The sequence below is a fragment of the Streptococcus sp. HMSC073F11 genome (genome assembly GCF_001810785.1).
Taxonomy (GTDB): domain Bacteria; phylum Bacillota; class Bacilli; order Lactobacillales; family Streptococcaceae; genus Streptococcus.
The window spans coordinates 72,096-98,480 of record NZ_KV802698.1; the positions used below are offsets into that span (position 1 = coordinate 72,096).

General features: G+C 43.2%; 19 protein-coding genes and 1 pseudogene. 17 read left to right on the forward strand and 3 right to left on the reverse strand.

Annotated elements, in window-relative coordinates:
* Together dusB and hslO are read right to left on the reverse strand one after the other, a co-directional pair.
* Positions 1–892, reverse strand: an 892-nt coding sequence (gene dusB / locus HMPREF2764_RS07135) for a tRNA dihydrouridine synthase DusB (protein ID WP_070528364.1), incomplete at its 3' end; no start/stop codon positions are given.
* Positions 879–1,751, reverse strand: coding sequence for an Hsp33 family molecular chaperone HslO (gene hslO / locus HMPREF2764_RS07140; protein WP_000357854.1), 873 nt, complete (start codon positions 1,749–1,751; stop codon positions 879–881). The genes dusB and hslO, both read right to left, overlap by 14 nt.
* A gap of 164 nt (positions 1,752–1,915) precedes the next feature.
* On the opposite strand from hslO, the gene HMPREF2764_RS07145 reads away from it, so the two are divergent.
* From HMPREF2764_RS07145 to HMPREF2764_RS07235, 17 genes and pseudogenes are all read left to right on the forward strand, one after another.
* On the forward strand, positions 1,916–3,343 hold the full coding sequence (locus tag HMPREF2764_RS07145) for an AcpB/EbpR/MafR family transcriptional regulator (protein WP_070528366.1): 1,428 nt from the start codon (positions 1,916–1,918) through the stop codon (positions 3,341–3,343).
* Between the two features lie 159 nt (positions 3,344–3,502).
* Positions 3,503–5,011: a glycerol kinase GlpK gene (glpK, locus tag HMPREF2764_RS07150; protein ID WP_050272612.1), complete on the forward strand. Its 1,509-nt coding sequence runs from the start codon at positions 3,503–3,505 to the stop codon at positions 5,009–5,011.
* Between the two features lie 41 nt (positions 5,012–5,052).
* Complete coding sequence (gene glpO / locus HMPREF2764_RS07155; protein ID WP_070528370.1) at positions 5,053–6,879, forward strand: type 1 glycerol-3-phosphate oxidase; 1,827 nt, start codon at positions 5,053–5,055, stop codon at positions 6,877–6,879.
* A gap of 69 nt (positions 6,880–6,948) precedes the next feature.
* Complete coding sequence (locus HMPREF2764_RS07160; protein WP_070528373.1) at positions 6,949–7,653, forward strand: MIP/aquaporin family protein; 705 nt, start codon at positions 6,949–6,951, stop codon at positions 7,651–7,653.
* 227 nt (positions 7,654–7,880) lie between these two features.
* Entirely contained in the window at positions 7,881–9,059 is a 1,179-nt protein-coding gene (locus tag HMPREF2764_RS07165) for a ryptide export MFS transporter (RefSeq protein ID WP_070528375.1), read from the forward strand.
* Between the two features lie 310 nt (positions 9,060–9,369).
* Positions 9,370–9,501, forward strand: a complete 132-nt coding sequence (locus HMPREF2764_RS07175; RefSeq protein WP_000813667.1) for a teichoic acid D-Ala incorporation-associated protein DltX — start codon at positions 9,370–9,372, stop codon at positions 9,499–9,501.
* A 20-nt stretch (positions 9,502–9,521) separates the two neighbouring features.
* Positions 9,522–11,072: a D-alanine--poly(phosphoribitol) ligase subunit DltA gene (gene dltA, locus HMPREF2764_RS07180; RefSeq protein WP_070528378.1), complete on the forward strand. Its 1,551-nt coding sequence runs from the start codon at positions 9,522–9,524 to the stop codon at positions 11,070–11,072.
* Positions 11,069–12,313, forward strand: coding sequence for a D-alanyl-lipoteichoic acid biosynthesis protein DltB (gene dltB, locus HMPREF2764_RS07185; RefSeq protein ID WP_070528383.1), 1,245 nt, complete (start codon positions 11,069–11,071; stop codon positions 12,311–12,313). The genes dltA and dltB overlap by 4 nt, the downstream gene beginning before the upstream one ends.
* Positions 12,314–12,325: 12 nt before the next feature.
* Complete coding sequence (gene dltC / locus HMPREF2764_RS07190) at positions 12,326–12,565, forward strand: D-alanine--poly(phosphoribitol) ligase subunit DltC (protein ID WP_000351967.1); 240 nt, start codon at positions 12,326–12,328, stop codon at positions 12,563–12,565.
* Positions 12,558–13,826: a D-alanyl-lipoteichoic acid biosynthesis protein DltD gene (dltD, locus tag HMPREF2764_RS07195; protein ID WP_070528390.1), complete on the forward strand. Its 1,269-nt coding sequence runs from the start codon at positions 12,558–12,560 to the stop codon at positions 13,824–13,826. The genes dltC and dltD overlap by 8 nt, the downstream gene beginning before the upstream one ends.
* Before the next feature lie 151 nt (positions 13,827–13,977).
* A complete protein-coding gene (gene adcR, locus HMPREF2764_RS07200; RefSeq protein ID WP_001249308.1) occupies positions 13,978–14,418 on the forward strand; it encodes a zinc-dependent transcriptional regulator AdcR in 441 nt (146 codons plus the stop codon).
* A complete protein-coding gene (locus HMPREF2764_RS07205) occupies positions 14,418–15,122 on the forward strand; it encodes a metal ABC transporter ATP-binding protein (RefSeq protein WP_001269496.1) in 705 nt (234 codons plus the stop codon). The genes adcR and HMPREF2764_RS07205 overlap by 1 nt, the downstream gene beginning before the upstream one ends.
* Entirely contained in the window at positions 15,115–15,921 is an 807-nt protein-coding gene (locus HMPREF2764_RS07210; RefSeq protein WP_000950030.1) for a metal ABC transporter permease, read from the forward strand. Before HMPREF2764_RS07205 ends, HMPREF2764_RS07210 begins: the two co-directional genes overlap by 8 nt.
* 9 nt (positions 15,922–15,930) lie before the next feature.
* Positions 15,931–17,436 (forward strand): zinc ABC transporter substrate-binding lipoprotein AdcA, encoded by a 1,506-nt coding sequence (gene adcA / locus HMPREF2764_RS07215; protein WP_070528394.1) that lies wholly within the window; start codon positions 15,931–15,933, stop codon positions 17,434–17,436.
* 164 nt (positions 17,437–17,600) lie between these two features.
* Complete coding sequence (locus HMPREF2764_RS07220; protein WP_070529168.1) at positions 17,601–18,485, forward strand: SPFH domain-containing protein; 885 nt, start codon at positions 17,601–17,603, stop codon at positions 18,483–18,485.
* A gap of 184 nt (positions 18,486–18,669) precedes the next feature.
* Positions 18,670–22,458: pseudogene (locus tag HMPREF2764_RS10155) on the forward strand (sugar-binding domain-containing protein).
* 1 nt (position 22,459) lies between these two features.
* Positions 22,460–24,142 (forward strand): alpha-L-fucosidase, encoded by a 1,683-nt coding sequence (locus tag HMPREF2764_RS07235; protein WP_070528403.1) that lies wholly within the window; start codon positions 22,460–22,462, stop codon positions 24,140–24,142.
* Positions 24,143–24,187: 45 nt separating this feature from the next.
* Here the strand turns inward: HMPREF2764_RS07235 and HMPREF2764_RS07240 are convergent, their stop codons facing one another.
* A complete protein-coding gene (locus tag HMPREF2764_RS07240; protein WP_070528405.1) occupies positions 24,188–26,272 on the reverse strand; it encodes a GH92 family glycosyl hydrolase in 2,085 nt (694 codons plus the stop codon).
* Between the last annotated feature and the right edge of the window lie 113 nt (positions 26,273–26,385).

Below are 26,385 nucleotides of genomic sequence, written 5' to 3' on the forward strand. Positions count from 1 at the left end.
TTCCACGGAGGTAGTGAGGAGCGAGGCCACGGAACTCACGAACTGCGACATTTTCCCCTTTGAGGTTAATCAAGCGTTTCAAGTGTTCGTAGGCAATTTTCATCTTGTCTTCAAAGGTCAAATCAGGTAGGATTTCTCCTGTTTCAAAGTAGTGGTTGATTTGGTTGAAGAGGTAAGGATTCCCCATGGCAGCGCGGCCAATCATGACTGCGTCAGCACCGACTTCTTCGATGCGTTGTTTGGCTTCTTGAACTGTACGGATGTCACCGTTGGCGATGAATGGAATTTTTGTCAGAGCTTGAGCGACCTCGTGAAGGGTCTCAAGATCTGCGTGGCCAGTGTACATTTGTTCACGGGTACGGCCATGCATAGCAAGAGCAGAAACGCCTGCAGCTTCAGCAGCGAGGGCATTTTCTACTGCGAGAGATGGGTCGGCCCAGCCGGTACGCATTTTGACAGTAAGGGGGATATCAAGGACAGATTGGACCTTGTTGATGATAGAGTAGATCTTGTCTGGATCCTTGAGCCACATAGCGCCAGCTTCGTTCTTTACGATTTTGTTAACTGGGCAGCCCATGTTGATATCCACGATATCGGTCTTAGTGTTTTCTTGGATGAATTCTGCTGCGCGTGCTAGGCTGTCTTCATCGCTACCAAAAAGTTGGATAGAGACTGGGTTTTCTCCTTCATCAATATGAAGCATGTGCAGGGTTTTTTCGTTGTTGTATTGGATTCCCTTGTCAGAGACCATTTCCATGACAACAAGTCCAGCTCCGAGCTCTTTTGCAATAGTACGAAAGGCTGAGTTGGTGACACCAGCCATGGGTGCTAAAACGGTACGATTGGGAATCTCAACATTGCCAATCATAAAAGGTGTATTAAGATTTGTCACGAATGAGTTCCTCCAGGTCGTTTTCATCAAAGTTGTAAGTAGTTTGGCAGAATTGACAAGTGATTTCAGCCCCGTGGTCTTCCTCTTTCATTTCCTGTAAGTCTGAGCTTGGAAGGCTGGCAAGAGCGTTCATAAAGCGTTCATGGCTACAGTCACATTGGAAACGAATTTCTTCTTCAGAAAGACGCTTGTAGGCCTCGTCACCGTAGATTGCTTTGAGGAGGGCTTCGATATGGTCTTCACTTTCCAGAAGGGTTGAGATAGCTGGCATTTCTTGGATGCGTTTTTCAAAGCGAGCAATCTCTTCTTCCTTGGCTCCTGGCAAGACTTGGACTAGGAAACCACCTGCAACCTTGACCTTGTCTTCCTCGTCCAAAAGGACATTGAGGCCGACTGCTGAAGGAGTTTGTTGGCTTTCAGTCAGGTAAAAGGCAAGATCTTCACCGATTTCCCCAGAGATGAGGGGAGTCATAGAGTTGTAAGGATTTCCAGTACCGTAGTCTGTGATAACGAGGAATTGACCATTGCCGACAAAAGGTCCGACAAGGACTTCACCAGTTGCAGTCTTTTTGATGTCAACACCAGGGTTTTGAACGTAACCTTTGACATTCCCCTTGGTGTCAGCGACGGTGATGATAGCACCTAGAGAGCTAGATCCCAGCACCTTAACTGTTAGTTTGGTATTTCCTTTTTCATTGGCTGCGAGAATCTGGCTAGCGATAAGAGTTCGACCAAGTGCTACAGTTGAGCTGGCTTGGGTTTGGTGTTTTTCTTGAGCAGTGCGGACGGTTTCTGTGCTGTCAAGGACAAAAGCACGAAAGGCTCCGCTTTCTGATATTGTTTTAATAATTTTATCCATAGCTACTATTTTAGCATAAAAATGCCCAAAGGGGGAGCCGTGTGTTTGCTGATTTTCAGGATAATGGACCAGGAAATCAGCATGAAAATAAAAAGAGAAACAGATTATTTCAGCATTTGTAAGATTTATGCTATGCTTAAGGTAGAAAATGAAAGGGGTAACAAATGTATTTAGGAGATTTGATGGAAAAGGCCGAATCTGGCCAATTTTCAATCCTTTCCTTTCTATTACAAGAGTCTCAGACGACTGTCAAGGCTGTAATGGAGGAAACAGGATTTTCAAAAGCAACCCTAACCAAATATGTCACCCTTCTTAATGACAAGGCTTTGGATAGTGGCTTAGAGCTGACTATTCACTTAGAAGATGAAAATCTGCGTCTGTCAATCGGTGCAGCTACCAAAGGGAGAGATATCCGGAGCTTGTTTTTGGAGAATGCTGTTAAATACCAGATTTTGGTCTATCTTCTCTATCACCAACAGTTCCTAGCCCATCAACTGGCTCAAGAATTGATGATTAGCGAGGCAACGCTTGGTCTCCACTTAGCTAGTTTAAATCAGATTTTGTCAGAATTTGACTTATCCATCCAAAATGGACGTTGGCGAGGTCCAGAGCATCAGATTCGCTATTTCTATTTCTGTCTTTTCCGCAAGGTCTGGTCGAGTCAGGAATGGGAAGGTCACATGCAGAAACCAGAGAGAAAACAGGAGATTGCCACTTTAGAAGAAATCTGCGGTGCGAGTTTATCTTCGGGGCAGAAATTGGACTTGGTTCTCTGGGCTCATATCAGTCAACAACGTCTTCGGGTCAATGCCTGTCAGTTTCAAGTGATAGAAGAGAAAATGCATGGGTATTTTGACAATATTTTCTACCTTCGTTTGCATCGAAAGGCTTCGTCCTTTTTTGCTGGGCAACATCTTCCTATAGGAACTGAGGATGGGGAGATGATGATATTCTTCTCTTTCCTCCTATCCCATCGCATTCTTCCTCTTCATACAATGGAGTATATCCTTGGTTTTGGAGGGCAGTTGGCCGATTTGCTGACACAGTTGATTCAAGAAATGAAGAAGGAGGAGCTGCTGGGTGATTATACAGAGGATCACGTTACCTATGAACTTAGTCAGCTTTGTGCTCAAGTCTATCTATACAAGGGTTATATTTTACAGGACCGCTACAAGTACCAGTTGGAGAATCGTCATCCTTATTTGCTGATGGAACATGATTTTAAAGAGATAGCAGAAGAGATTTTTCATGCTCTACCTGCTTTTCAACAGGGGACAGACTTAGATAAGAAGATTCTCTGGGAATGGCTCCAGTTGATAGAGTATATGGCTGAAAATGGTGGTCAACATATGCGGATTGGTCTGGATTTGACATCAGGTTTTCTTGTCTTTTCAAGGATGGCAGCCATTTTGAAACGGTATTTGGAATACAATCGTTTTATTACCATTGAAGCCTATGACCGAACTCGGCATTATGATTTGCTGGTTACCAATAACCCGATTCATAAGAAGGAACAGACCCCAGTTTATTATTTAAAAAATGACTTGGATTTGGAGGATTTGGCAGGGATTCGTCAGTTATTATTCACTTAAAAGGCTTGGTGCTTCCAGGTCTTTTTTGTGAAATTCACACAATCTCCTCACATTTTTTAAAAAATTAAAAAAAGTTGATAAACAAGAAAGCGCTTTATTTTGTATACTAGTAAGTGTAAAGAGGAAACATCCTCAAGATCTTTATCAGGAGGACAGCACATGTCACAAGAAAAATACATCATGGCCATTGACCAGGGGACTACAAGCTCTCGTGCCATTATTTTCAACAAAAAAGGAGAAAAGGTCAGCTCGAGCCAAAAAGAGTTTACCCAGATTTTCCCTCAGGCAGGTTGGGTAGAGCACAATGCCAATGAAATTTGGAACTCTGTTCAGTCAGTTATTGCGGGTGCTTTCATCGAAAGTGGTGTCAAGCCAAATCAAATCGAAGCAATCGGGATTACCAACCAGCGTGAAACAACTGTCGTCTGGGATAAGAAAACAGGGCTTCCTATCTACAATGCTATCGTTTGGCAATCACGTCAGACAGCACCTTTGGCTGAACAACTGAAAAGCCAAGGTTATGTGGAAAAATTCCATGAAAAGACCGGTTTGATCATCGATGCTTACTTCTCTGCGACCAAGGTTCGTTGGATTTTAGACCATGTTGAAGGTGCTCAAGAGCGAGCAGAAAAAGGGGAATTGCTCTTTGGTACTATCGATACTTGGTTGGTTTGGAAATTGACTGACGGTGCGGCTCACGTGACTGACTACTCAAACGCAGCTCGTACCATGCTTTATAACATTAAAGAACTCAAATGGGATGATGAGATTTTAGAAATCCTCAATATTCCTAAAGCAATGTTGCCTGAAGTTCGTTCTAACTCTGAAATCTACGGTAAGACAGCTCCATTCCATTTCTACGGTGGACAAGTGCCAATCTCAGGTATGGCTGGGGACCAACAGGCAGCCCTCTTTGGACAGTTGGCCTTTGAACCAGGTATGGTCAAGAATACTTATGGAACAGGTTCTTTCATCATCATGAATACTGGGGAAGAGATGCAGTTGTCTGAAAATAACCTCTTGACAACGATTGGTTACGGAATCAACGGCAAGGTTTACTATGCCTTGGAAGGTTCCATCTTCATCGCAGGAAGTGCCATTCAATGGCTTCGTGACGGTCTTCGCATGGTTGAAAATTCACCAGAATCTGAAAAATACGCTCGTGATTCGCACAACAATGATGAAGTTTATGTTGTTCCAGCCTTTACAGGTCTAGGTGCTCCATACTGGAACCAAAATGCTCGTGGTTCTGTCTTTGGCTTAACTCGTGGAACAACTAAAGAAGACTTTATCAAGGCGACTTTACAATCTATCGCTTATCAAGTGCGTGATATCATTGACACCATGCAAGTGGATGCGCAGACAGCTATCCAAGTCTTGAAAGTAGACGGTGGTGCAGCTATGAATAATTTCCTCATGCAGTTCCAAGCTGATATTTTGGGAATCGATATCGCACGCGCCAAAAACTTGGAAACAACGGCCCTAGGAGCAGCCTTCCTAGCTGGTTTGTCAGTAGGTTACTGGAAGGATTTGGATGAGTTGAAACTCTTGAACGAGACAGGAGAACTCTTTGAGCCATCTATGAACGAATCGCGCAAGGAACAACTCTACAAGGGCTGGAAGAAGGCTGTAAAAGCAACCCAAGTCTTTGCGGAAGTAGACGACTAATACTGGAAGAATAAAGCGACTCAGTTAGAAAGTGTGTAAATATGGAATTTTCAAAGAAAACACGTGAATTATCAATTAAAAAAATGCAAGAACGTACCCTGGACCTCTTGATTATCGGTGGAGGAATTACAGGGGCTGGTGTAGCCTTGCAGGCGGCAGCTAGTGGTCTTGAAACTGGTTTGATTGAAATGCAGGACTTCGCAGAAGGAACATCCAGCCGTTCAACAAAACTGGTTCACGGAGGACTACGTTACCTTAAGCAATTTGATGTAGAAGTGGTATCAGATACAGTTTCTGAACGTGCAGTGGTTCAACAAATCGCTCCACACATTCCGAAACCAGACCCAATGCTCTTGCCAGTTTACGATGAAGATGGAGCTACTTTTAGCCTCTTCCGTCTTAAAGTAGCTATGGATCTTTACGACCTCTTGGCAGGTGTCAACAACACACCAGCTGCTAACAAGGTTTTGAGTAAGGAAGAAGTCTTGGAACGCCAGCCAAACTTGAAGAAAGAAGGTTTGGTAGGAGGTGGGGTTTACCTTGACTTCCGTAACAACGATGCACGTCTCGTGATCGAAAACATCAAACGTGCCAATCAAGATGGTGCCCTCATTGCCAACCATGTGAAGGCAGAAGGCTTCCTCTTTGACGAAAGTGGCAAGATTACAGGTGTCGTAGCTCGTGATTTGTTGACAGACCAAGTCTTGGAAATTAAGGCTCGTCTGGTTATCAACACGACAGGTCCTTGGAGCGATAAGGTACGTAATTTGTCTAATAAGGGAACCCAATTCTCACAAATGCGTCCAACTAAGGGAGTGCACTTGGTAGTGGATTCAAGCAAGATCAAGGTTTCACAGCCAGTTTACTTTGATACAGGTTTGGGAGACGGGCGTATGGTCTTTGTTCTCCCACGTGAAAACAAGACTTACTTTGGTACAACGGATACAGACTACACAGGCGATTTGGAACATCCAAAAGTGACCCAGGAAGATGTAGATTATCTACTTGGTATTGTCAACAACCGCTTCCCAGAAGCAAACATTACTATTGATGATATCGAAAGCAGCTGGGCTGGTCTTCGTCCATTGATTGCAGGCAATAGCGCATCTGACTACAATGGCGGAAATAACGGAACCATTAGTGATGAAAGCTTCAATAGCTTGATTGCAACTGTCGAAGCTTATTTATCGAAAGAAAAAACGCGTGAAGATGTTGAATCTGCTGTTAGCAAGCTTGAAAGCAGCACATCTGAGAAACATTTGGATCCATCTGCAGTTTCTCGTGGTTCGAGCTTGGATCGTGATGATAATGGTCTTTTAACCCTTGCTGGTGGTAAAATCACAGACTACCGTAAGATGGCTGAAGGGGCTATGGAGCGCGTGGTTGATATCCTCAAAGCAGAATTTGACCGCAGTTTTAAACTCATCAATTCTAAGACATACCCTGTTTCAGGTGGGGAATTGAACCCAGCAAATGTGGACTCAGAAATCGAAGCCTTTGCGCAACTTGGAGTGTCACGTGGTTTGGATAGCAAGGAAGCTCATTACCTAGCAAATCTCTACGGTTCAAATGCACCGAAAGTCTTTGCTCTTGCTCATAGTTTGGAACAAGCGCCAGGACTCAGTTTGGCAGACACTTTGTCACTTCACTATGCAATGCGCAATGAGTTGGCTCTTAGCCCAGTTGACTTCCTTCTTCGTCGTACCAATCACATGCTCTTTATGCGTGATAGTTTGGATAGCATCGTTGAGCCAGTTTTGGATGAAATGGGACGATTCTATGACTGGACAGAAGATGAGAAAGCAACTTACCGTGCGGATGTCGAAGCGGCTCTCGCTAACAATGATTTAGCAGAATTAAAAAATTAAGAAAAAATCAAAGAGGTGGAGGGCAGGCTTCCTTGTCGCCCGCCCCTTCTTTTTAATGGAGACAGAAAGATGATGAATGAATTATTTGGAGAATTTCTAGGGACTTTAATCCTAATTCTTCTAGGAAATGGTGTTGTTGCTGGTGTTGTTCTTCCAAAAACCAAGAGCAACAGCTCAGGTTGGATTGTGATTACGATGGGTTGGGGGATTGCAGTTGCAGTTGCAGTCTTTGTATCTGGAAAACTCAGTCCAGCTCATTTGAATCCAGCTGTGACAATTGGTGTGGCTTTAAAAGGTGACTTGCCTTGGGCATCAGTATTCCCTTATATCCTAGCCCAGTTCGCAGGGGCTATGCTCGGTCAGATTTTGGTTTGGTTGCAATTCAAACCTCACTATGAGGCAGAAGAAAATGCAGGAAATATCCTGGCAACCTTCAGTACTGGACCATCCATCAAAGATACTGTATCAAACTTGATCAGCGAAATCCTTGGCACCTTTGTATTGGTATTGACAATCTTTGCTTTGGGACTTTATGACCTTCAAGCAGGAATCGGAACCTTTGCAGTGGGGACTTTGATTGTCGGTATCGGTCTATCACTAGGTGGGACAACAGGTTATGCCTTGAACCCTGCGCGTGACCTTGGACCTCGTATCATGCATAGCATTTTGCCAATTTCAAACAAGGGAGACGGAGACTGGTCTTATGCCTGGATTCCTGTTGTGGGACCTGTTATCGGAGCAGCCTTGGCCGTTCTCGTATTCTCACTTTTCTAATTTAGAAAATAGAGCTTGAGATGAGTATCTCAGGCTTTTTTCATTGAGTATAACTTCTTAGAGCTAGCCTCCAACGATAATAATTCCTTCAAAAAATAGGAAGAATAAAGGCACTAGCTTTTGCTTTCTCATGTAAAAAACCTCACTTTTGTTTTCTGCTATTTTATGCTAAAATATTAAAAATCAAATTTTAATTCCAAAGTTGGCAACTAAGATAGGAGAGCTATATGTCTAATTCATTTATCAAATTGTTAGTCTCTCAATTGTTTGCAAATTTAGCAGATATTTTCTTTAGAGTAACAATCATTGCTAACATATACATTATTTCAAAATCAGTAATTGCCACATCACTAGTTCCCATTTTAATAGGGATATCCTCTTTTGTTGCAAGTCTTTTAGTTCCTTTAGTTACTAAAAGGATAGCGCTAAATAGGGTTTTATCTTTATCCCAATTTGGAAAGACTATATTATTGGCGATACTGGTAGGAATGTTTACCGTAATGCAATCAGTAGCGCCTTTGGTGATCTATCTATTTGTTGTTGCAATTTCCATATTAGATGGTTTTGCAGCACCTGTTTCCTATGCTATTGTGCCGCGCTATGCGACCGATTTGGGCAAGGCTAACTCAGCCTTGTCAATGACTGGTGAAGCTGTTCAATTGGTAGGGTGGGGGTTGGGTGGACTCTTGTTTGCAACAATTGGTCTGTTGCCTACCACGTTTATCATTTTAATCTTGTATATCATTTCTAGCTTTCTGATGTTATTTCTGCCTAACGCTGAAGTGGAGGTACTAGAGTCAGAGACCAATCTTGAAATTTTGCTCAAAGGTTGGAAGTTAGTTGCTAGAGATCCTAGATTAAGACTTTTTGTATCAGCAAATTTATTTGAAATTTTCTCAAATACGATTTGGGTTTCGTCTATCATACTTGTCTTTGTAACTGAGTTATTAAATGAAACGGAAAGTTACTGGGGATATTCTAATACAGCATATTCTATCGGGATTATAATTAGTGGCTTAATTGCTTTTCGGCTATCTGAAAAGTTTCTTGCTGCTAAATGGGAAAGTATTCTTTTTCCTCTTGTAGCCATGGCAATAGTGACACTGACTATTCTATTTTTTCCAAATGCACAGATGTTTTTAGTATTTTCAGCTTTAGTTGGTATGTTATCGCAACTAAAAGAAGTTCCTGAAAGTGTATTTCTTCAGGAAACAGTAGAGGAAAATAACTTGGTTAATGTCTATTCCGTTCTTGAAGTGATTTCGACACTAGCATTTTCAGTATTTGTTTTGCTAATGAGCTATATTACTGAGAGTTTTGGTATTAGTATCAGTTTTTGGATATCGGCCATTTGTCTGGTGATAGAAGCTATTTTAATTTATATCAGACGAGATTATTTTAAATGAGAGACTAGTTAAAAAGTCTTTAAAAATCAGCAAATCGCATAGTATCAGGTGTTGAAAAAACTTGATATCGTGCGTTTTATTATGGGAAGATTTCCTTCATTTTCTCATAAAATGGAGTTTTGAAACAGTATCACTCTACTTGAAATATACATAGAAAAAGCGCATAACCCTTAAAATAAGCTGAAATCTAGTGAAAATGTACGGTAAACAATTGAAAAACTAGCCTATAAAGTGGTACAATGGTAGAAAAATACTATAGTAAGAGTCTATCTTATTTAGCAAAAATTACAGAAATGAATGGTTTTTCTTGATGAAACAGAGAAAAGAATTGTACCTCTTTCTTGGTCGGACAGCCTTGTATTTTCTTATCTTTCTGGGGCTGCTTTACTTCTTTAGCTATCTTGGTCAGGGTCAAGGAAGCTTTATCTATAATGAATTTTAACTTGAAGGAGAATTCCTATTGTGTCAAATAAACCAATAGTAGATATGATTGAAACCATTGAGCATTTTGCTCAGACACAGCCTAGCTATCCTGTTTACAATGTTTTGGGGCAGGAACACACTTATGGAGATTTAAAGGCTGATTCGGATAGTTTGGCTGCAGCCATTGATCAACTGGATTTGCCAGAGAAGTCTCCTGTGGTTGTTTTTGGTGGCCAAGAATATGAAATGTTGGCAACTTTTGTAGCGCTGACTAAGTCAGGTCATGCCTACATTCCAATTGATAGCCATTCGGCTTTGGAGCGAGTTTCAGCTATTTTAGAAGTAGCGGAGCCAAGTTTGATTATTGCCGTTTCAGACTTCCCATTGGAGCAGGTTTCTACGCCGATGATGACTCTAGCTCAGGTTCAAGAAGCCTTTGCTCAAGGGTCTAGATATGAGATCACGCATCCAGTCAAGGGAGATGATAACTACTACATTATCTTTACTTCTGGTACGACTGGTAAGCCAAAGGGAGTACAGATTTCACATGATAATCTCCTCAGCTTTACCAACTGGATGATTACGGACAAGGAATTTGCGACGCCAAGTCGTCCGCAAATGCTGGCTCAGCCCCCTTATTCTTTTGACTTGTCTGTCATGTATTGGGCACCGACCTTGGCACTGGGTGGTACACTTTTTGCCCTTCCTTCAGCTATTACTCAGGACTTTAAGCAACTCTTTGCGACCATCTTTTCATTGCCAATCGCTATCTGGACATCAACGCCTTCTTTTGCGGATATGGCCATGTTGTCAGAAGACTTTAATAGTGAGAAAATGCCTGGAATCACGCATTTCTACTTTGATGGAGAAGAATTGACGGTTAAAACGGCTCAAAAACTACGCAAACGTTTCCCAAATGCCCGTATTATCAATGCTTACGGCCCAACAGAAGCGACAGTAGCCCTGTCAGCTGTTGCTGTGACAGACGAGATGCTAGCGACTCTCAAACGCCTACCAATCGGTTATACCAAGGCTGATTCTCCAACCTTTATCATTGACGAGGACGGCAATAAATTGCCAAATGGCGAACAGGGAGAAATCATTGTTTCTGGACCAGCCGTTTCAAAAGGTTATATGAACAATCCTGAAAAAACGGCAGAAGCCTTCTTTGAGTTTGAAGGTCTACCAGCCTACCATACAGGAGATGTGGGAACTATGACAGATGAAGGCTTACTTCTCTACGGCGGACGCATGGACTTCCAGATTAAGTTCAACGGTTACCGCATTGAGTTAGAAGATGTCTCTCAAAACCTCAATAAGTCTCGCTTTATCGAGTCTGCTGTAGCTGTGCCACGTTATAATAAAGACCACAAGGTGCAAAATCTATTGGCTTATGTCATCTTGAAAGACGGTGTTCGTGAGCAGTTTGAGCGAGATATTGATATTACCAAGGCTATCAAGGAAGATTTAACAGATATCATGATGTCCTACATGATGCCATCTAAATTCCTTTACCGAGACAGTTTGCCACTGACTCCAAATGGAAAGATTGACATCAAAGGATTGATTAACGAGGTGAATAAGAGATGATGGAGTTCTTTCAACAGCTTCCTCATTTAGAGCCATATGGTAATCCTCAGTATTTTGTCTATGTGATTGCTGCAACCTTGCCCATCTTTATAGGCCTCTTTTTCAAGAAACGCTTTGCCTGGTACGAGGTATTGGTTAGTCTCTTCTTTATCGTCACCATGTTGGTAGGTGGGAAGACCAATCAGTTGGTTGCTTTGGGTACTTACCTTTGCTGGGAAATATTGCTCGTACTCTTCTACAAGCATTATCGAAAAAGTAAGGATGGCAAGTGGGTCTTCTACCTAGTTAGTTTTCTGTCCCTCCTTCCGATTATCTTTGTCAAGGTGCAGCCGGCTATCAATGGAACGCAGTCTTTGCTTGGCTTTTTGGGTATTTCTTACCTGACCTTTCGTTCGGTTGGGATTATCATCGAACTGAGAGATGGAGTGATTAAGGATTTTACCCTCTGGGAATTCCTCCGTTTTCTTCTCTTCATGCCGACTTTTTCAAGTGGCCCAATCGATCGCTTTAAGCGATTTAATGAAAATTATCAGACCATTCCTGAGCGGGATGAGTTGATGGATATGCTGGATGAATCTGTTCGCTATATCATGTGGGGATTTTTGTACAAGTTTATCCTGGCTCATGTTTTAGGAGAAACTTTACTACCTCCTCTGAAGAATCTAGCCCTGCAGTCAGGTGGCTTCTTTAACCCCTATGCTTTAGCGGTTATGTATACCTTTGGTTTGGAGCTTTTCTTTGATTTTGCAGGTTACTCTATGTTTGCCTTGGCTATCTCAAACTTAATGGGAATCCGTAGCCCCATCAACTTTAATAAGCCTTTTTTATCAAGGGATTTAAAAGAGTTTTGGAATCGTTGGCACATGAGTCTTTCTTTCTGGTTCCGTGACTTTGTCTTTATGCGAATGGTGATGGTATTGACCAGAAAGAAGGTCTTTAAGAATCGCAATGTAACCTCAAGTGTGGCCTATATTGTAAATATGCTGATTATGGGATTTTGGCACGGTGTGACTTGGTACTACGTCGCCTATGGCCTCTTTCATGGGATTGGACTGGTTATCAATGACGCTTGGATTCGCAAGAAAAAAACGCTCAATAAGGAACGGAAAAAAGCAGGGAAGGCTGCTCTACCTGAGAATCGCTGGATTCAGTTGCTTGGCATGGTTGTCACCTTCCATGTCGTCATGCTGTCATTCTTAATCTTTTCTGGATTTTTGAATGATTTATGGTTTAAAAAATAAAGGAAATAAAATATGGATATCAAATCAGAAGTTATCGAAATTATTGATGAGTTGTTTATGGAAGATGTTTCTGACATGATGGATGAAGATCTTTTCGATGCAGGTGTCTTGGATAGTATGGGAACGGTAGAGTTAATTGTAGAGATTGAAAACCGTTTTGACATTCGTGTCCCTGTAACAGAGTTTGGTCGTGATGACTGGAATACAGCCAATAAAATCATAGCTGGTATTGTGGAGCTACAAAATGCTTAAACGCTTATGGATGATCTTCGGACCGGTCTTGATAGCTGGTTTGTTGGTTTGTCTGCTCATCTTTTTCTATCCTGCTGAGATGCATCATGATTTGGGATCTGAGAAGCGTTCTGCGGTAGCTACTACCATTGAAAGTTTTAAGGAGCGGAGTCAAAAGGTCAGAGCCCTATCTGATCCAAATATACGTTTTGTTCCCTTCTTTGGCTCCAGTGAATGGCTTCGTTTTGATGGTGCTCATCCTGCAGTTTTGGCTGAGAAGTACAATCGCTCCTATCGCCCTTATCTTTTAGGGCAGAGGGGAGCTGCATCACTCAACCAGTATTTTGGGATGCAACAGATGTTGCCACAGCTAGAGAATAAACAAGTTGTGTATGTTATCTCACCCCAGTGGTTCAGTAAAAATGGCTATGAGCCAGCAGCTTTTCAGCAGTATTTTAATGGAGACCAGTTGACCAGTTTTCTGAAACATCAATCTGGAGATCAGGCTAGTCAATATGCAGCGACTCGCTTACTACAGCAGTTTCCAAACGTAGCTATGAAGGATCTGGTTCAGAAGTTGGCAAGTAAAGAAGAGTTGTCGTCGGCAGACAATGAAATGATCGAATTATTGGCTCGTTTTAATGAACGCCAAGCTTCCTTTTTTGGTCAGTTTTCAGTTAGAGGCTATGTCAATTATGACAAGCATGTAGTTAAGTATTTAAAGACTTTGCCAGACCAGTTTTCTTATCAAGCCATAGAAGATGTTGTTAAAGCAGATGCTGAAAAGAATACTTCTAATAATGATCTGGGAATGGAAAATTATTTCTATAATACGCAGATCAAGAAGGATTTGAAGAAATTAAAGGACTCTCAGAAAAGCTTTACCTATCTCAAGTCGCCAGAGTATAATGACTTGCAGTTGGTGTTAACACAGTTTTCTAAATCTAAGGTAAACCCGATTTTTATTATTCCACCTGTTAATAAAAAATGGATGGACTACGCTGGTTTACGAGAAGATATGTACCAACAAACGGTGCAGAAGATTCGCTACCAGTTAGAAAGTCAAGGTTTTACCAATATAGCAGATTTTTCTAAGGATGGCGGGGAGCCTTTCTTTATGAAGGACACCATTCACCTTGGTTGGTTGGGTTGGTTGGCATTTGACAAGGCTGTTGATCCCTTCCTATCCAATCCCACCCCAGCTCCGACTTACCATCTGAATGAGCGCTTTTTCAGCAAAGATTGGGCGACTTATGATGGAAATGCCAAGGAATTTCAATAGATGATAATATGGAAGAGTTCAAGAATGAAACTGGTTTTCACGTTTTTTCTTGACTCTTTTTTTGGTTGTGATATAATTAACCAGTAAATAATTTTTCAAAGAATAGTATTTTCTCTTAAAAAAGAGAAGTCTAAAAGGAAAGGAGTCAAATATGAGACAGCTAGCGAAGGATATCGATGCTTTTTTGAATGAGGTGATTTTGCAGGCAGAAAATCAGCATGAAATCCTAATAGGTCATTGTACTAGCGAGGTGGCCCTGACCAATACCCAGGAGCATATTCTCATGCTCTTGTCAGAGGAATCTTTAACAAATTCAGAATTGGCGCGTCGCCTCAATGTCAGTCAGGCAGCAGTTACCAAGGCCATTAAGTCTTTGGTCAAGGAAGGGATGTTGGAAACATCTAAAGATCCGAAGGATGCGCGTGTGATTTTTTATCAATTGACTGATTTGGCTCGCCCAATTGCTGAGGAGCACCACCATCACCATGAGCATACACTTTTAACCTATGAACAAGTGGCGACTCAGTTTACTCCAAATGAACAAAAAGTGATCCAGCGGTTTTTGACTGCTTTAGTAGGAGAAATCAAATAATGAGATATATTACGGTAGAGGATTTATCCTTCTATTATGATAAGGAGCCCGTTCTTGAACATATCAATTATAGTGTTGATAGTGGGGAATTTGTTACCTTGACGGGGGAGAATGGGGCAGCTAAGACGACACTGATCAAGGCTAGTCTTGGTATCCTCCAACCACGCATTGGCAAGGTGACTATTTCAAAGACAAATACACAGGGTAAGAAATTGAGAATAGCCTACCTTCCTCAACAGATTGCCAGTTTTAATGCGGGTTTTCCAAGTACGGTTTACGAATTTGTCAAGTCGGGTCGTTATCCACGAAAAGGCTGGTTCCGTCGCTTGAATGCTCATGATGAGGAGCATATCAAGGCTAGTCTGGATTCAGTTGGCATGTGGGAACACCGAGACAAACGCTTGGGGTCTCTTTCTGGAGGGCAAAAGCAGCGAGCGGTGATTGCGCGTATGTTTGCTTCGGATCCAGATGTGTTTATCCTAGATGAGCCGACAACGGGAATGGATGCAGGAAGTAAAAATGAATTTTACGAACTCATGCACCACAGCGCCCATCATCATGGCAAGGCTGTTTTGATGATTACCCATGACCCTGAAGAAGTTAAGGATTATGCGGATCGCAATATTCATCTAGTCCGTAACCAAGACTCGCCATGGCGTTGTTTCAATGTTCATGAGAATGATCAGGAGGTGGGCCATGCTTAGTTTGTTATCTTATGACTTTATGCAACGTGCCTTTCTGGCCGTTATTGCCATGAGTCTTTTCTCGCCGGTATTGGGAACCTTCCTTATCTTGCGTCGTCAGAGTTTGATGAGTGATACCCTCAGCCACGTCTCGCTTTCGGGTGTAGCTTTTGGTTTGGTTCTGGGGATTTCTCCGACTATTTCCACTATTGCCATTGTTTTGATTGCGGCAGTCTTCCTGGAGTATCTCCGTACGGTTTACAAGAGCTTTATGGAAATCGGGACAGCTATCCTCATGTCAACGGGTCTGGCTGTTTCTCTGATTGTCATGAGCAAGGGTAAAAGCTCTAGCTCAATGAGTTTGGACCAGTATCTTTTTGGTTCAATCGTGACGATCAGTGAAGAGCAGGTTATTTCCCTCTTTGTCATTGCGGCGGTTGTTTTGATTTTGACCTTCCTCTTCCTTCGTCCGATGTATATCTTGACCTTTGATGAAGATACGGCCTTTGTGGATGGCTTGCCTGTTCGTACCATGTCTATTCTTTTTAACATGGTGACAGGAGTAGCCATTGCCCTTATGATTCCTGCTGCAGGAGCTCTTCTGGTATCGACCATTATGGTCTTGCCAGCTAGTATTGCCCTGCGTCTGGGGAAAAACTTTAAATCGGTTATGCTGCTTGCCAGTGCTATTGGTTTTTTGGGAATGGTGGCAGGACTTTACATTTCCTACTATGCAGAAACACCTGCAAGTGCAAGTATTACCATTATTTTTGTAACTGTCTTTTTACTTATTAGTTTAGTAAGACGTTTTATCAAATAGGAGACTATCGTGAAAAAAATTAGTTTATTGCTAGCCAGTCTATGTGCCTTGTTTTTAGTGGCTTGTTCCAATCAAAAGCAGGCAGATGGCAAACTCAATATCGTGACAACCTTTTACCCTGTCTATGAATTTACCAAGCAAGTCGCAGGAGATACTGCTAATGTAGAACTCCTCATCGGTGCTGGTACAGAACCCCATGAATACGAACCTTCTGCCAAGGCAGTTGCTAAAATCCAAGACGCAGATACCTTCGTTTATGAAAATGAAAACATGGAAACATGGGTACCTAAATTGCTAGATACTTTGGATAAGAAAAAGGTCAAAACCATCAAGGCGACAGGCGATATGTTGCTTTTGCCAGGTGGTGAGGAAGAAGAGGGAGACCATGACCATGGAGAAGAAGGCCATCACCATGAGTACGATCCCCATGTTTGGTTGTCACCAGTCCGTGCCATCAAACTTGTAGAGTACATCCGTGATAGCTTGTCAGCAGATTATCCTGATAAAAAAGAGACCTTTGAGAAGAATGCTGCTGCCTATATCGAAAAATTGCAAGCCTTGGATAAGGCTTACGCAGAAGGCTTGTCTCAAGCCAAACAAAAGAGCTTTGTGACTCAACACGCAGCCTTTAACTACCTTGCTTTGGACTATGGACTCAAACAAGTCGCAATCTCAGGTCTCTCTCCAGATGCAGAACCATCAGCTGCACGTCTGGCAGAATTGACAGAGTACGTCAAGAAAAATAAAATTGCCTATATCTACTTTGAAGAAAATGCCTCACAAGCTCTTGCTAACACACTTTCAAAAGAAGCAGGTGTCAAAACAGATGTCCTCAATCCTTTGGAAAGTCTGACAGAAGAGGATACCAAGGCTGGAGAAAATTACATCTCAATCATGGAGAAAAACCTCAAGGCTTTAAAACAAACAACAGACCAAGAAGGCCCAGCAATCGAGCCTGAAAAGGCAGAGGATACCAAGACAGTTCAAAATGGTTACTTCGAGGATGCAGACGTCAAGGACCGCACCTTGAGTGACTATTCAGGTAACTGGCAATCAGTTTATCCTTTCCTTGAAGATGGTACTTTTGATCAAGTATTTGACTACAAGGCTAAGTTGACTGGTAAGATGACCCAGGCTGAGTACAAGGCCTACTATACAAAAGGCTACCAGACAGATGTGACTAAGATCAACATTTCTGATAATACTATGGAATTTGTTCAAGGTGGACAAAGTAAGAAATTCACCTACAAGTATGTTGGTAAGAAAATCTTGACTTACAAGAAAGGCAATCGTGGCGTGCGCTTCCTCTTTGAAGCCACAGATGCAGACGCTGGACAGTTCAAGTATGTTCAGTTTAGTGACCACAATATCGCCCCAGTTAAGGCAGAACATTTCCATATCTTCTTTGGAGGCACAAGCCAAGAAGCCCTCTTTGAAGAAATGGATAACTGGCCAACCTACTACCCAGATAACCTATCTGGCCAAGAAATCGCTCAAGAAATGTTGGCGCATTGATGAGAATCAAAGGATAGCTTTGTATGAGGCTATCTTTTTAGTTACAAAATAGATGGTTAACATTTTATTTTTAAAAATCGCAGTTAAAACTGCACAGCCTTCTTTAAATGTGCTATAATACAGGAAAAATAATGATGGAGGTCACGATAATGGCAACATTTTTGATGATTTTTGTGGTGGTTTGTGTGCTCCTATTGGTGATAGTCACACTGAGTACAGTTTATGTGGTTCGTCAACAGTCGGTGGCGATTATTGAACGCTTTGGGAAATACCAAAAGGTTGCCAATAGCGGTATTCATATTCGCTTGCCTTTTGGAATTGACTCGATTGCAGCACGGATTCAGTTGCGCTTGTTGCAAAGCGATATTGTGGTTGAGACCAAGACCAAGGATAATGTGTTCGTTATGATGAATGTGGCGACTCAGTACCGTGTCAATGAGCAGAGCGTGACTGATGCCTACTATAAACTTATGCGTCCAGAATCTCAGATTAAATCTTATATTGAAGACGCTCTTCGCTCTTCTGTTCCAAAATTAACCTTGGATGAACTGTTTGAGAAAAAAGACGAGATTGCCCTTGAGGTTCAACACCAAGTGGCGGAAGAAATGACAACTTACGGCTACATTATTGTGAAAACCTTGATTACCAAGGTCGAACCAGATGCAGAAGTTAAGCAATCCATGAATGAAATCAATGCGGCGCAACGTAAGCGGGTGGCAGCGCAAGAATTGGCGGAAGCTGACAAGATTAAAATTGTCACTGCAGCTGAAGCCGAAGCAGAAAAAGACCGCCTTCATGGTGTGGGGATTGCCCAACAGCGTAAGGCGATTGTGGATGGATTGGCAGAGTCTATCACCGAACTCAAGGAAGCCAATGTTGGCATGACAGAAGAACAAATCATGTCCATCCTCTTGACCAACCAATATTTGGATACTTTGAATACCTTTGCCTCTAAAGGAAATCAAACCATCTTTTTACCAAATACGCCAAATGGTGTGGATGATATCCGTACACAAATCTTGTCAGCCCTCCGTGCTGACAAGAAATAATAGACTAAAGAGCTTGGTAACAGGCTCTTTTTGCATTGTTTTTGTATGTTTAGGAACTAAAATCCTCCTCCACAAATTATAGAATCTTTTCTGAGTATTTAGGGAGTGATGGAGGAAAACTTGAAAGCGCTTTTGTTTTGTGCTATAGTCAAGTCAATAGACTTGTTTAATGAGGAATGTTTGTATGAGAAGAGAAGAAGTTTTACGGAATCACTGGTTTTTTAGTCAGGAGGTGGGGAAAGAAGAAGCCTTGTCACCGGATTTTCAGAGGGAAAATTGGCAGGCTATTCAAGTGCCGCATGACTGGAGTATTTACAATGATTTTGACCATTATTCGCCAGCGCAAAATGAGGGTGGCCAGCTAAATGGGGGTCAGGCCTGGTACCGGACGCAGTTTTACTTGGAAGAAGATGCCAGTCTTGTTTCGGTGCGTTTGCTCTTTGATGGGGTTTACATGAATGCCCAAGTCTATATCAACGGGCAAGTGCTGGGCTATTATCCCAATGGCTATACGCCCTTTTCTTATGATATCACGCCTTATCTAAGAAACGATGGGACGGCTAACCAGTTAGCAGTTTTTGTGGAAAATCAGCAACCTAGCAGTCGTTGGTATTCGGGTAGTGGTATCTACCGAGAAGTAAAATTGTTGATTACAGATGCAGTTCATCTAGATTTGTATGGGATTACGATAAAAAGTCCTAAGCTAAAGGAGCAAAAGCAATCTTGAGTGGAAACCCAGCTTGAAAGCAAGGTTTCAAATGACGGACCTCAGTCCGTTTCGGTATATTTAGAACAGAGTATCTGGTATGATGGGCAGCAACTGTCAGACTGGCAGGCGACAGACTCTGTAGTGATTGAAGCTGGAGACAAACATTCTTTCCAACAAGCAATATCAATTTTTCAACCCTTGCTTTGGGATATTGACCATCCTCACCTTTACCAATTGAAGACTCGTCTTTATAAAAATGGCATTTTGGTTGATGAAGAAGAGGAGAGCTTTGGTTACCGCCATATGGATTGGCAAGCGGATAAGGGCTTCTTTCTAAATAGTCGCTGGTTGAAGATTCATGGGGTTTGTCTCCATCATGACTACGGAGCGCTGGGAGCTGTGGAAAACAGGTCAGCTGCTGAGAGACGCTTGCGCCAGATGAAGGAAATGGGGGTCAATGCTATTCGAATCACCCATAATCCAGCCAGTAGCATTTTGCTGGATCTGGCTGCCAAAATGGGCCTACTCATCCAAGAAGAAGCCTTTGATACCTGGTATGGAGGCAAGAAAGAATATGACTATGGTCGCTTTTTTGAGGAAGAAGCGACTCATCCAGAAGCGAAAGCAGGCGATTTCTGGTCAGATTACGATTTGCGAACCATGGTCCAGCGTGGCAAGAACAATCCAGCAATTTTTATGTGGTCCTTGGGAAATGAAGTAAGCGAAGCAAATGGTGATGCTCATTCATTGAAGACGATCAAACGCTTGCTAGAGAAGGTTAAGGAGGTTGATGATAGCCGTTTTGTGACCATGGGAATGGATCAGTTCCGCTTTGGAGACGGTTCTGGAGGTCATGAAAAGATTGCTGATTTGCTGGATGTGGTGGGCTTGAATTACTCGGAAGACAATATTGATGGGATTCGCAAAAGACATCCCAAGTGGCGACTTTATGGATCTGAAACCTCATCGGCTACACGGACGCGTGACAGCTATTTTCGCCCAGATAAGGAATGTGTTGGGAATAATCGTCGCGTGCGGAATTTTGAACAGTCGGATTATGGCAATGATCGAGTTCCTTGGGGGAAGACAGCGACGGCTGCTTGGATAGCAGATAGAAATCGGCTAGACTATGCCGGTCAGTTTATCTGGACAGGAGTGGACTATATCGGTGAGCCGACTCCTTGGCACAACCAAAATGACACGCCGGTCAAGAGTTCTTATTTTGGGCTTGTGGATACAGCAGGGATTCCTAAAAATGATTATTATCTCTATCAAAGTCAGTGGGTGGATGTAGATCAGCATCCCATGGTTCATATCCTGCCCCATTGGAATTGGGAAATTCACAAGAGTTATCAACAAGTTGTGGATAAGTATGGGGATATCCCTGTTCGAGTGTATTCAAATGCTGGTTCTGTAGAGCTATTTCTCAATGGAAAATCCCAAGGCAGAAAGACCTTTCAGGAAAAATGGACTTCAGATGGCAGAAAATACCAAGAGGGAGCAAGTTCTGACCAGCTCTATCTCGAATGGCGTTTGGCTTATCAACCAGGAGAATTGCGTGCTGTGGCCTATGACCGTCAAGGTCAGCTTGTGGCAGAAGATAGGGTGGTGACTGCAGGTAAGCCTGCTAAGATTGGGCTTCATGCCGAGAAAACAAAACTGGAGCCAGATGGGCAAGACCTCCTTTATCTCTATTTTGATGTATTGGACAAGGATGGAAATTGGGTGCCGAGTGCTTCCAATCAGATTCATTTTAAAATTGAGGGCCCTGCTCGCATTGTAGGTGTGGATAACGGCAGGCAGGCCAGTCGTGAACGTTATCAGGCTCAGAAAAATGGTCGGTTTAAGAGGAAGGCCTTCCATGGCAGAGGTGTACTTTTGGTTCAGAGCTTGGAGCAGGCAGGCCAAGTAAGAGTAAAGGCCAGTGCCAGAGGGCTAGAGACAGCAAGTTTTGATCTCTTAGTGGGAGAGGCTTTTGATTGCCAGCCAGTGAAAAATCAGCGCTTATTTGAGATTCGAGTGGATAAGCAGGCCGGATTACAAGAAGGGGATTCCCCAGCTATTGGACTTTATCCACAAACTGTGGATAACCCTGTGAACAAGGTGGGGAATAGTGAAGTGATTTGGGAGATGAGTGGTAGTGCCCAGGCCATTATAAATCAGGGAGTGCTTCATTGTTTGTCTGCTGGCGACGTGGCTATTCGCGCCATTTATCAAGGGAAGACCTATCAAACTCATTTGCAGGTTGCAGAAAATACCTCACTAGGGCAGGCGGTTTCTGTACGACCACTTCGCTTGTATACAGATAGGGGGACTTATCCACAGCTGCCATCTTCAGTTTTGATGGACTATGAGTCAGGCGGTGCAAAACGAGTCAAGGTTGCTTGGGAGGAGATTCCTGAGCAAGCTTTGGCAAGATTTCATGAGTTTACGGTATCTGGTCAGCTAGAAGGTCTGGATTTAAAGGCTTCTGCTCAGGTTTGTGTCCAAGGGATTTGTGCTATTGAGCCTGAAAGGGTTTGGACGCTTGTCAAGGAAGCCCCACACTTACCAGACCGAGTCAAGCTAGTCTTATCAGATGGCAGACGAGATACGGCCAAGGTGACTTGGGATGAAGTCGATCCTCAAGTCTATGCTCAGGTAGGAGAATGTGTGCTCACAGGGCAAGTAGCGGGCTGTGAGTTGCCAGCAACAGTCACCATTCATGTGACAGATGCCAGTGTAGATGGGGAAGTTATTTCCAATCAGTGGACAGGGTCCAACCTGCCTCTGGTCTTTGCTTCTCACTCAGAGCCAAATCACCCAGCCTCTTACCTCAATGACAAGGTCATTGCTCGGAAAAAATCGACAGCCAATACTTGGATTACCAAGTCAGAGCAAGCCAGCGTGGGCATTCTTTTTGGAGATGCAGGGATTTTAAAACCGCGATTTGTGGATAACCTGACCTTATATTATGTTGAGAATCAAGACTATTTGGCTGTTGATCCGACCTATATCGACTATTATGTAGGGAATGAGCCTGCCTTGCCTCGGACTCCAAATCATTTAGATAAGGATTCCCTGCTCAAACAAGAGGAGAATTGGCGACCTGTATCAGCTATTAGAAAAGTTTCAAGTGATAAGGATGAGGAGCTTCGTTTTGAATTTGACAAGGTGGAAACCTATGCCCTTCGTCTTCGATTTGAAAACTTGGTAAATCCACTAGCGTTAACAGAATTGCAAGTGTATGCAAAAAAAGTAAAGAAAAATGTAGATAGGAAGTAATATGGTAAGAGAAATAAAACCGCATGGCCCCTTGCCTAGTCAGGCCCAGCTAGCTTATTTAGAGGATGAACTAGCAGCCTTTATCCATTTTGGGCCCAATACCTTTTATGACCAGGAATGGGGGACAGGTCAGGAGAATCCTGAACGATTTAACCCGACAAGGTTAGACGCGCGTGAGTGGGTTCGTGTACTCAAAGAAACGGGCTTTAAAAAGTTGATTTTGGTGGTCAAACACCACGATGGTTTTGTCCTCTATCCGACAGTTCACACAGATTATTCGGTCAAGGCCAGTCCTTGGAGGAGTGGAGAGGGGGATTTGCTCCTTGAAGTATCACAAGCTGCCACAGAGTTTGATATGGATATGGGGGTCTACCTGTCACCGTGGGATGCCCACAGTCCTCTCTATCATGTGGACCGAGAAGCGGACTATAATGCCTATTATCTGGCTCAGCTGAAGGAGATCTTATCAAATCCTGCCTATGGAAATGGAGGGAAATTTGCTGAGGTCTGGATGGATGGTGCCAGAGGAGAGGGCGCTCAAAAGGTCAATTATGAATTTGAAAAATGGTTTGAAACCATTCGTGAACTGCAGGGCGATTGTTTAATTTTTTCAACAGAAGGCACTAGTATCCGCTGGATTGGCAATGAACGAGGGTATGCAGGTAATCCTCTATGGCAAAAGGTGAATCCTGATAAACTAGGAACAGAAGCAGAGCTGGACTATCTTCAGCACGGAGATCCCTCGGGCATGATTTTTTCAATCGGTGAGGCAGATGTCTCTATTCGGCCGGGTTGGTTTTACCATGAGGACCAGGATCCTAAGTCACTTGAGGAGTTGGTCGAAATCTATTTTCACTCAGTGGGGAGAGGAACCCCGCTCCTACTTAATATTCCGCCGAATCAAGATGGGCTATTTGATGCAAAGGATATTGAACGCCTCTATGAATTTGCGGCCTATCGCAATGAGCTCTATAAAGAAGATTTGGCTCTGGGAGCTAAGGTATCTGGTCCAGCTCTTTCCGCAGACTTTGCTTGTCACCATCTGACAGACGGTCTTGAGACCAGCTCTTGGGCAAGCGATGCAGACTTGCCCATCCAGTTAGAACTCGACTTAGGATCACCTAAAACTTTTGATGTAATTGAGTTAAGAGAAGATTTGAAGCTAGGGCAACGAATCGCTGCTTTTCATGTGCTAGTAGAGGTGGATGGCGTCTGGCAAGAATTTGGTAAGGGCTTTACAGTTGGTCATAAGCGCCTCCTGCGAGGTCCGCTAGTAGAGGCACAGAAGGTGCGCGTGACGATTACAGAGGCACTATCTATGCCTGTATTGACTAAGATTTCACTCTATAAAACTCCGAGGTTGTCACAAACAGTAGCTGTTCAGGGGCCAGCATTTGTAGAAAAAAGTCTGGCTGTAATCAAGGGAGAAAATGTCCATTTTACAGTGAAGCGCAGAGAATGTAGTGGTCCTTTGGAAGCTAAGATTTCGATTCAACCAGGGACAGGTGTCCATGGTGTCGCCTATCAGGACGAAATTCAAGTCCTTCAATTCCAAGCTGGGGAAAGCAAAAAAGATTTGTGCCTACCAACCCTGTATTTTGCTGCTGATAAGACCTTGGATTTCTATCTCAATTTGACTGTGGATGGACAGTTGGTTGATCAACTTCAAGTACAAGTTTCATAAAATAAAAGAGCCTTTGCACGATACAAAGGCTCTTTTGTCTACTAGCTAGTGACTTGGTAACCAGCTGAGGGTGAAGGTTAGTTGTTCAGCTTTTAAGAGGTTTTGGTGTTGAATAGTTGATACGAGTGTTTTATCCAGTCGGCATTCTTTTACAAAGTTAAAGTGGCTGTGGTTTTGCTCAGCATGAATATCTAGCCATTTATCTTCTTTGGCAAGATAGACTCGGAGATGGTCAAAGAGAGGAATTCCGAGGTCATAGTTTGGTTTGCCTGGACAGGTCGGATAAAATCCGAGAGCTGACCAGATGTACCAGGCTGAGAGACTGCCATTGTCTTCATCGCCAGGATAGGCTTCCCAACTTGGGTGAAAGGCCTTCTGACGGAGAGTCTTGATGAGAAGGGCAGTGTAGTCAGGGTAATCGCTGTAGCGGAAGAGATAAGGAATGTGGAAGCTAGGTTGGTTAGAAATGGCGAGTTGCCCAAAAGGAGCAGTAGCCATTTCGCTCATTTCGTGAATCTCGTAACCATAGCCTGTTGTCTCAAAGAGGGGAGCCTCCTGACAGGCTTTTAAAAGATAGTTGCTAAAGGCTTCTTTTCCACCCATAAGCTGTATCAAGCCTGGGATATCGTGGAGGACGCCTAAAGTTGCTTGGATGGCAGAGCATTCGGCATAGTCGCGTCCCCAACTATAAGGAGAGAAATCAGGACGGAAGTTGCCTTGACCATCACGCGCTCGCATGTAACCTGTCTCAGCGTCAAATAGATGGCGGTAATTTTGTGATGCGGCCTTGTAGGTTTCAGCGATATCTATTTTCCCTAGTTTTTCAGCACAGCTAGCGATACAAAAGTCACTATAGGCATAGTCTAGGGTGTGGCTGACGCTTTCGTGGTGGTCGGTAGAGAGGTAGCCTAGTTCTTGGTATTGGGCTAGTCCGTGACGACCATTGATGCCGATAGGGTCGGCCTTGCTGGCTGTTTCAAGCATGGCTTGGAGGAGTTCTTCTTCTAGGTCGGGGGCCATGTCCTTGCAGGCGCTATCTGCTATAATACCGTCTAAAAGTGTACCTGGCATCATGCCACGTTCATCTGGAGCCAGCCATTTTGGAAGAAAACCAGTATCGCGGTAGTTATTGAGAAATCCTTCTAAGAAGCGGTGGTAGTGTTCCGGTATGATAAGGGCAAAGAGGGGGAAGGTGGTGCGGAAGGTATCCCAGAAACCATTGTTGCTAAAGAGGACACCAGGCTTGACAGTTCCAGTAGCCAAATCTATGTGGATGGCTTGCCCTGATTCATCAACCTCATAAAAAGTCTGAGGAAAGAGGAAGAGTCTGTAGAGACAGTGATCAAAGAAGGTTCGGTCAGCTTCTCCTGTCTCTATAATGTCAAAACGATGGAGGAGATTTTCCCAGTCCACCTGCGCATTTGCTTTACAGTTATCAAAATCTTTTTGAGGTAGATTGATTAGAGCTTGAGAAGGAGAGATGAAAGAAGTCCCTAGCTGAATTTCAGCATGGCTACTTGCTAAGTCGATTCGCCAGTCTCCCTCTTCTTGTCTGATTGCAAGAATATCCGTATTCATTTTCAGGGATATGAACAATATCAGTGGATTTTTGTTGGTCTCAGTTTTTCCTTCTTGTCGTAGGGCAAGAGTTCTCTTATCTACTTGCTCCACGGTCAGTTCATCTGTTGCGTGAAGATAGAGCGAGAGGGTTTTGCCTTGCTTTTGTTCCAAACGAATAGAAGCACCGTAGCAAGTCGGTGTGAGCTGGGTTTCAATCTGATAGCGCAGGGAGAAAATCTTCAGATAATGAGGTTTGAAAGAGGTCTTATCTATGTCATAAGAAGACTGACGATGGAAGAGGCTGTCTCCACCCAGTTGGCCTGTGACAGGTGTCAGAAGGAGCCAAGAGTAGTCGCCAATCCAAGGGCTGGGCTGGTGGGTTAATCGAATCCCCTGAAAGATAGGCAGATGCGGATCGAAAAACCAAGAGCCCTCCTGGTCACTGGTCTGGGGTACAAAGTAATTCATCCCGAAAGGCACGCCTGTGTATGGCAGGGTATTTCCCCGAGAAAAGGCATGCTTGCTGGCAGTTCCAAAGCGGGTATCGATGGTTTCAAGTAGTGGTTTCATAGTCTTTCCTTTAGCTGTTTTTCTACATTATATCAGAAAGAGATAACCTTTAGAAAAGGAGCTTCAAAGATAACTATTTTGTAGAAAAATGACTATCATTTGTGTATGTATTT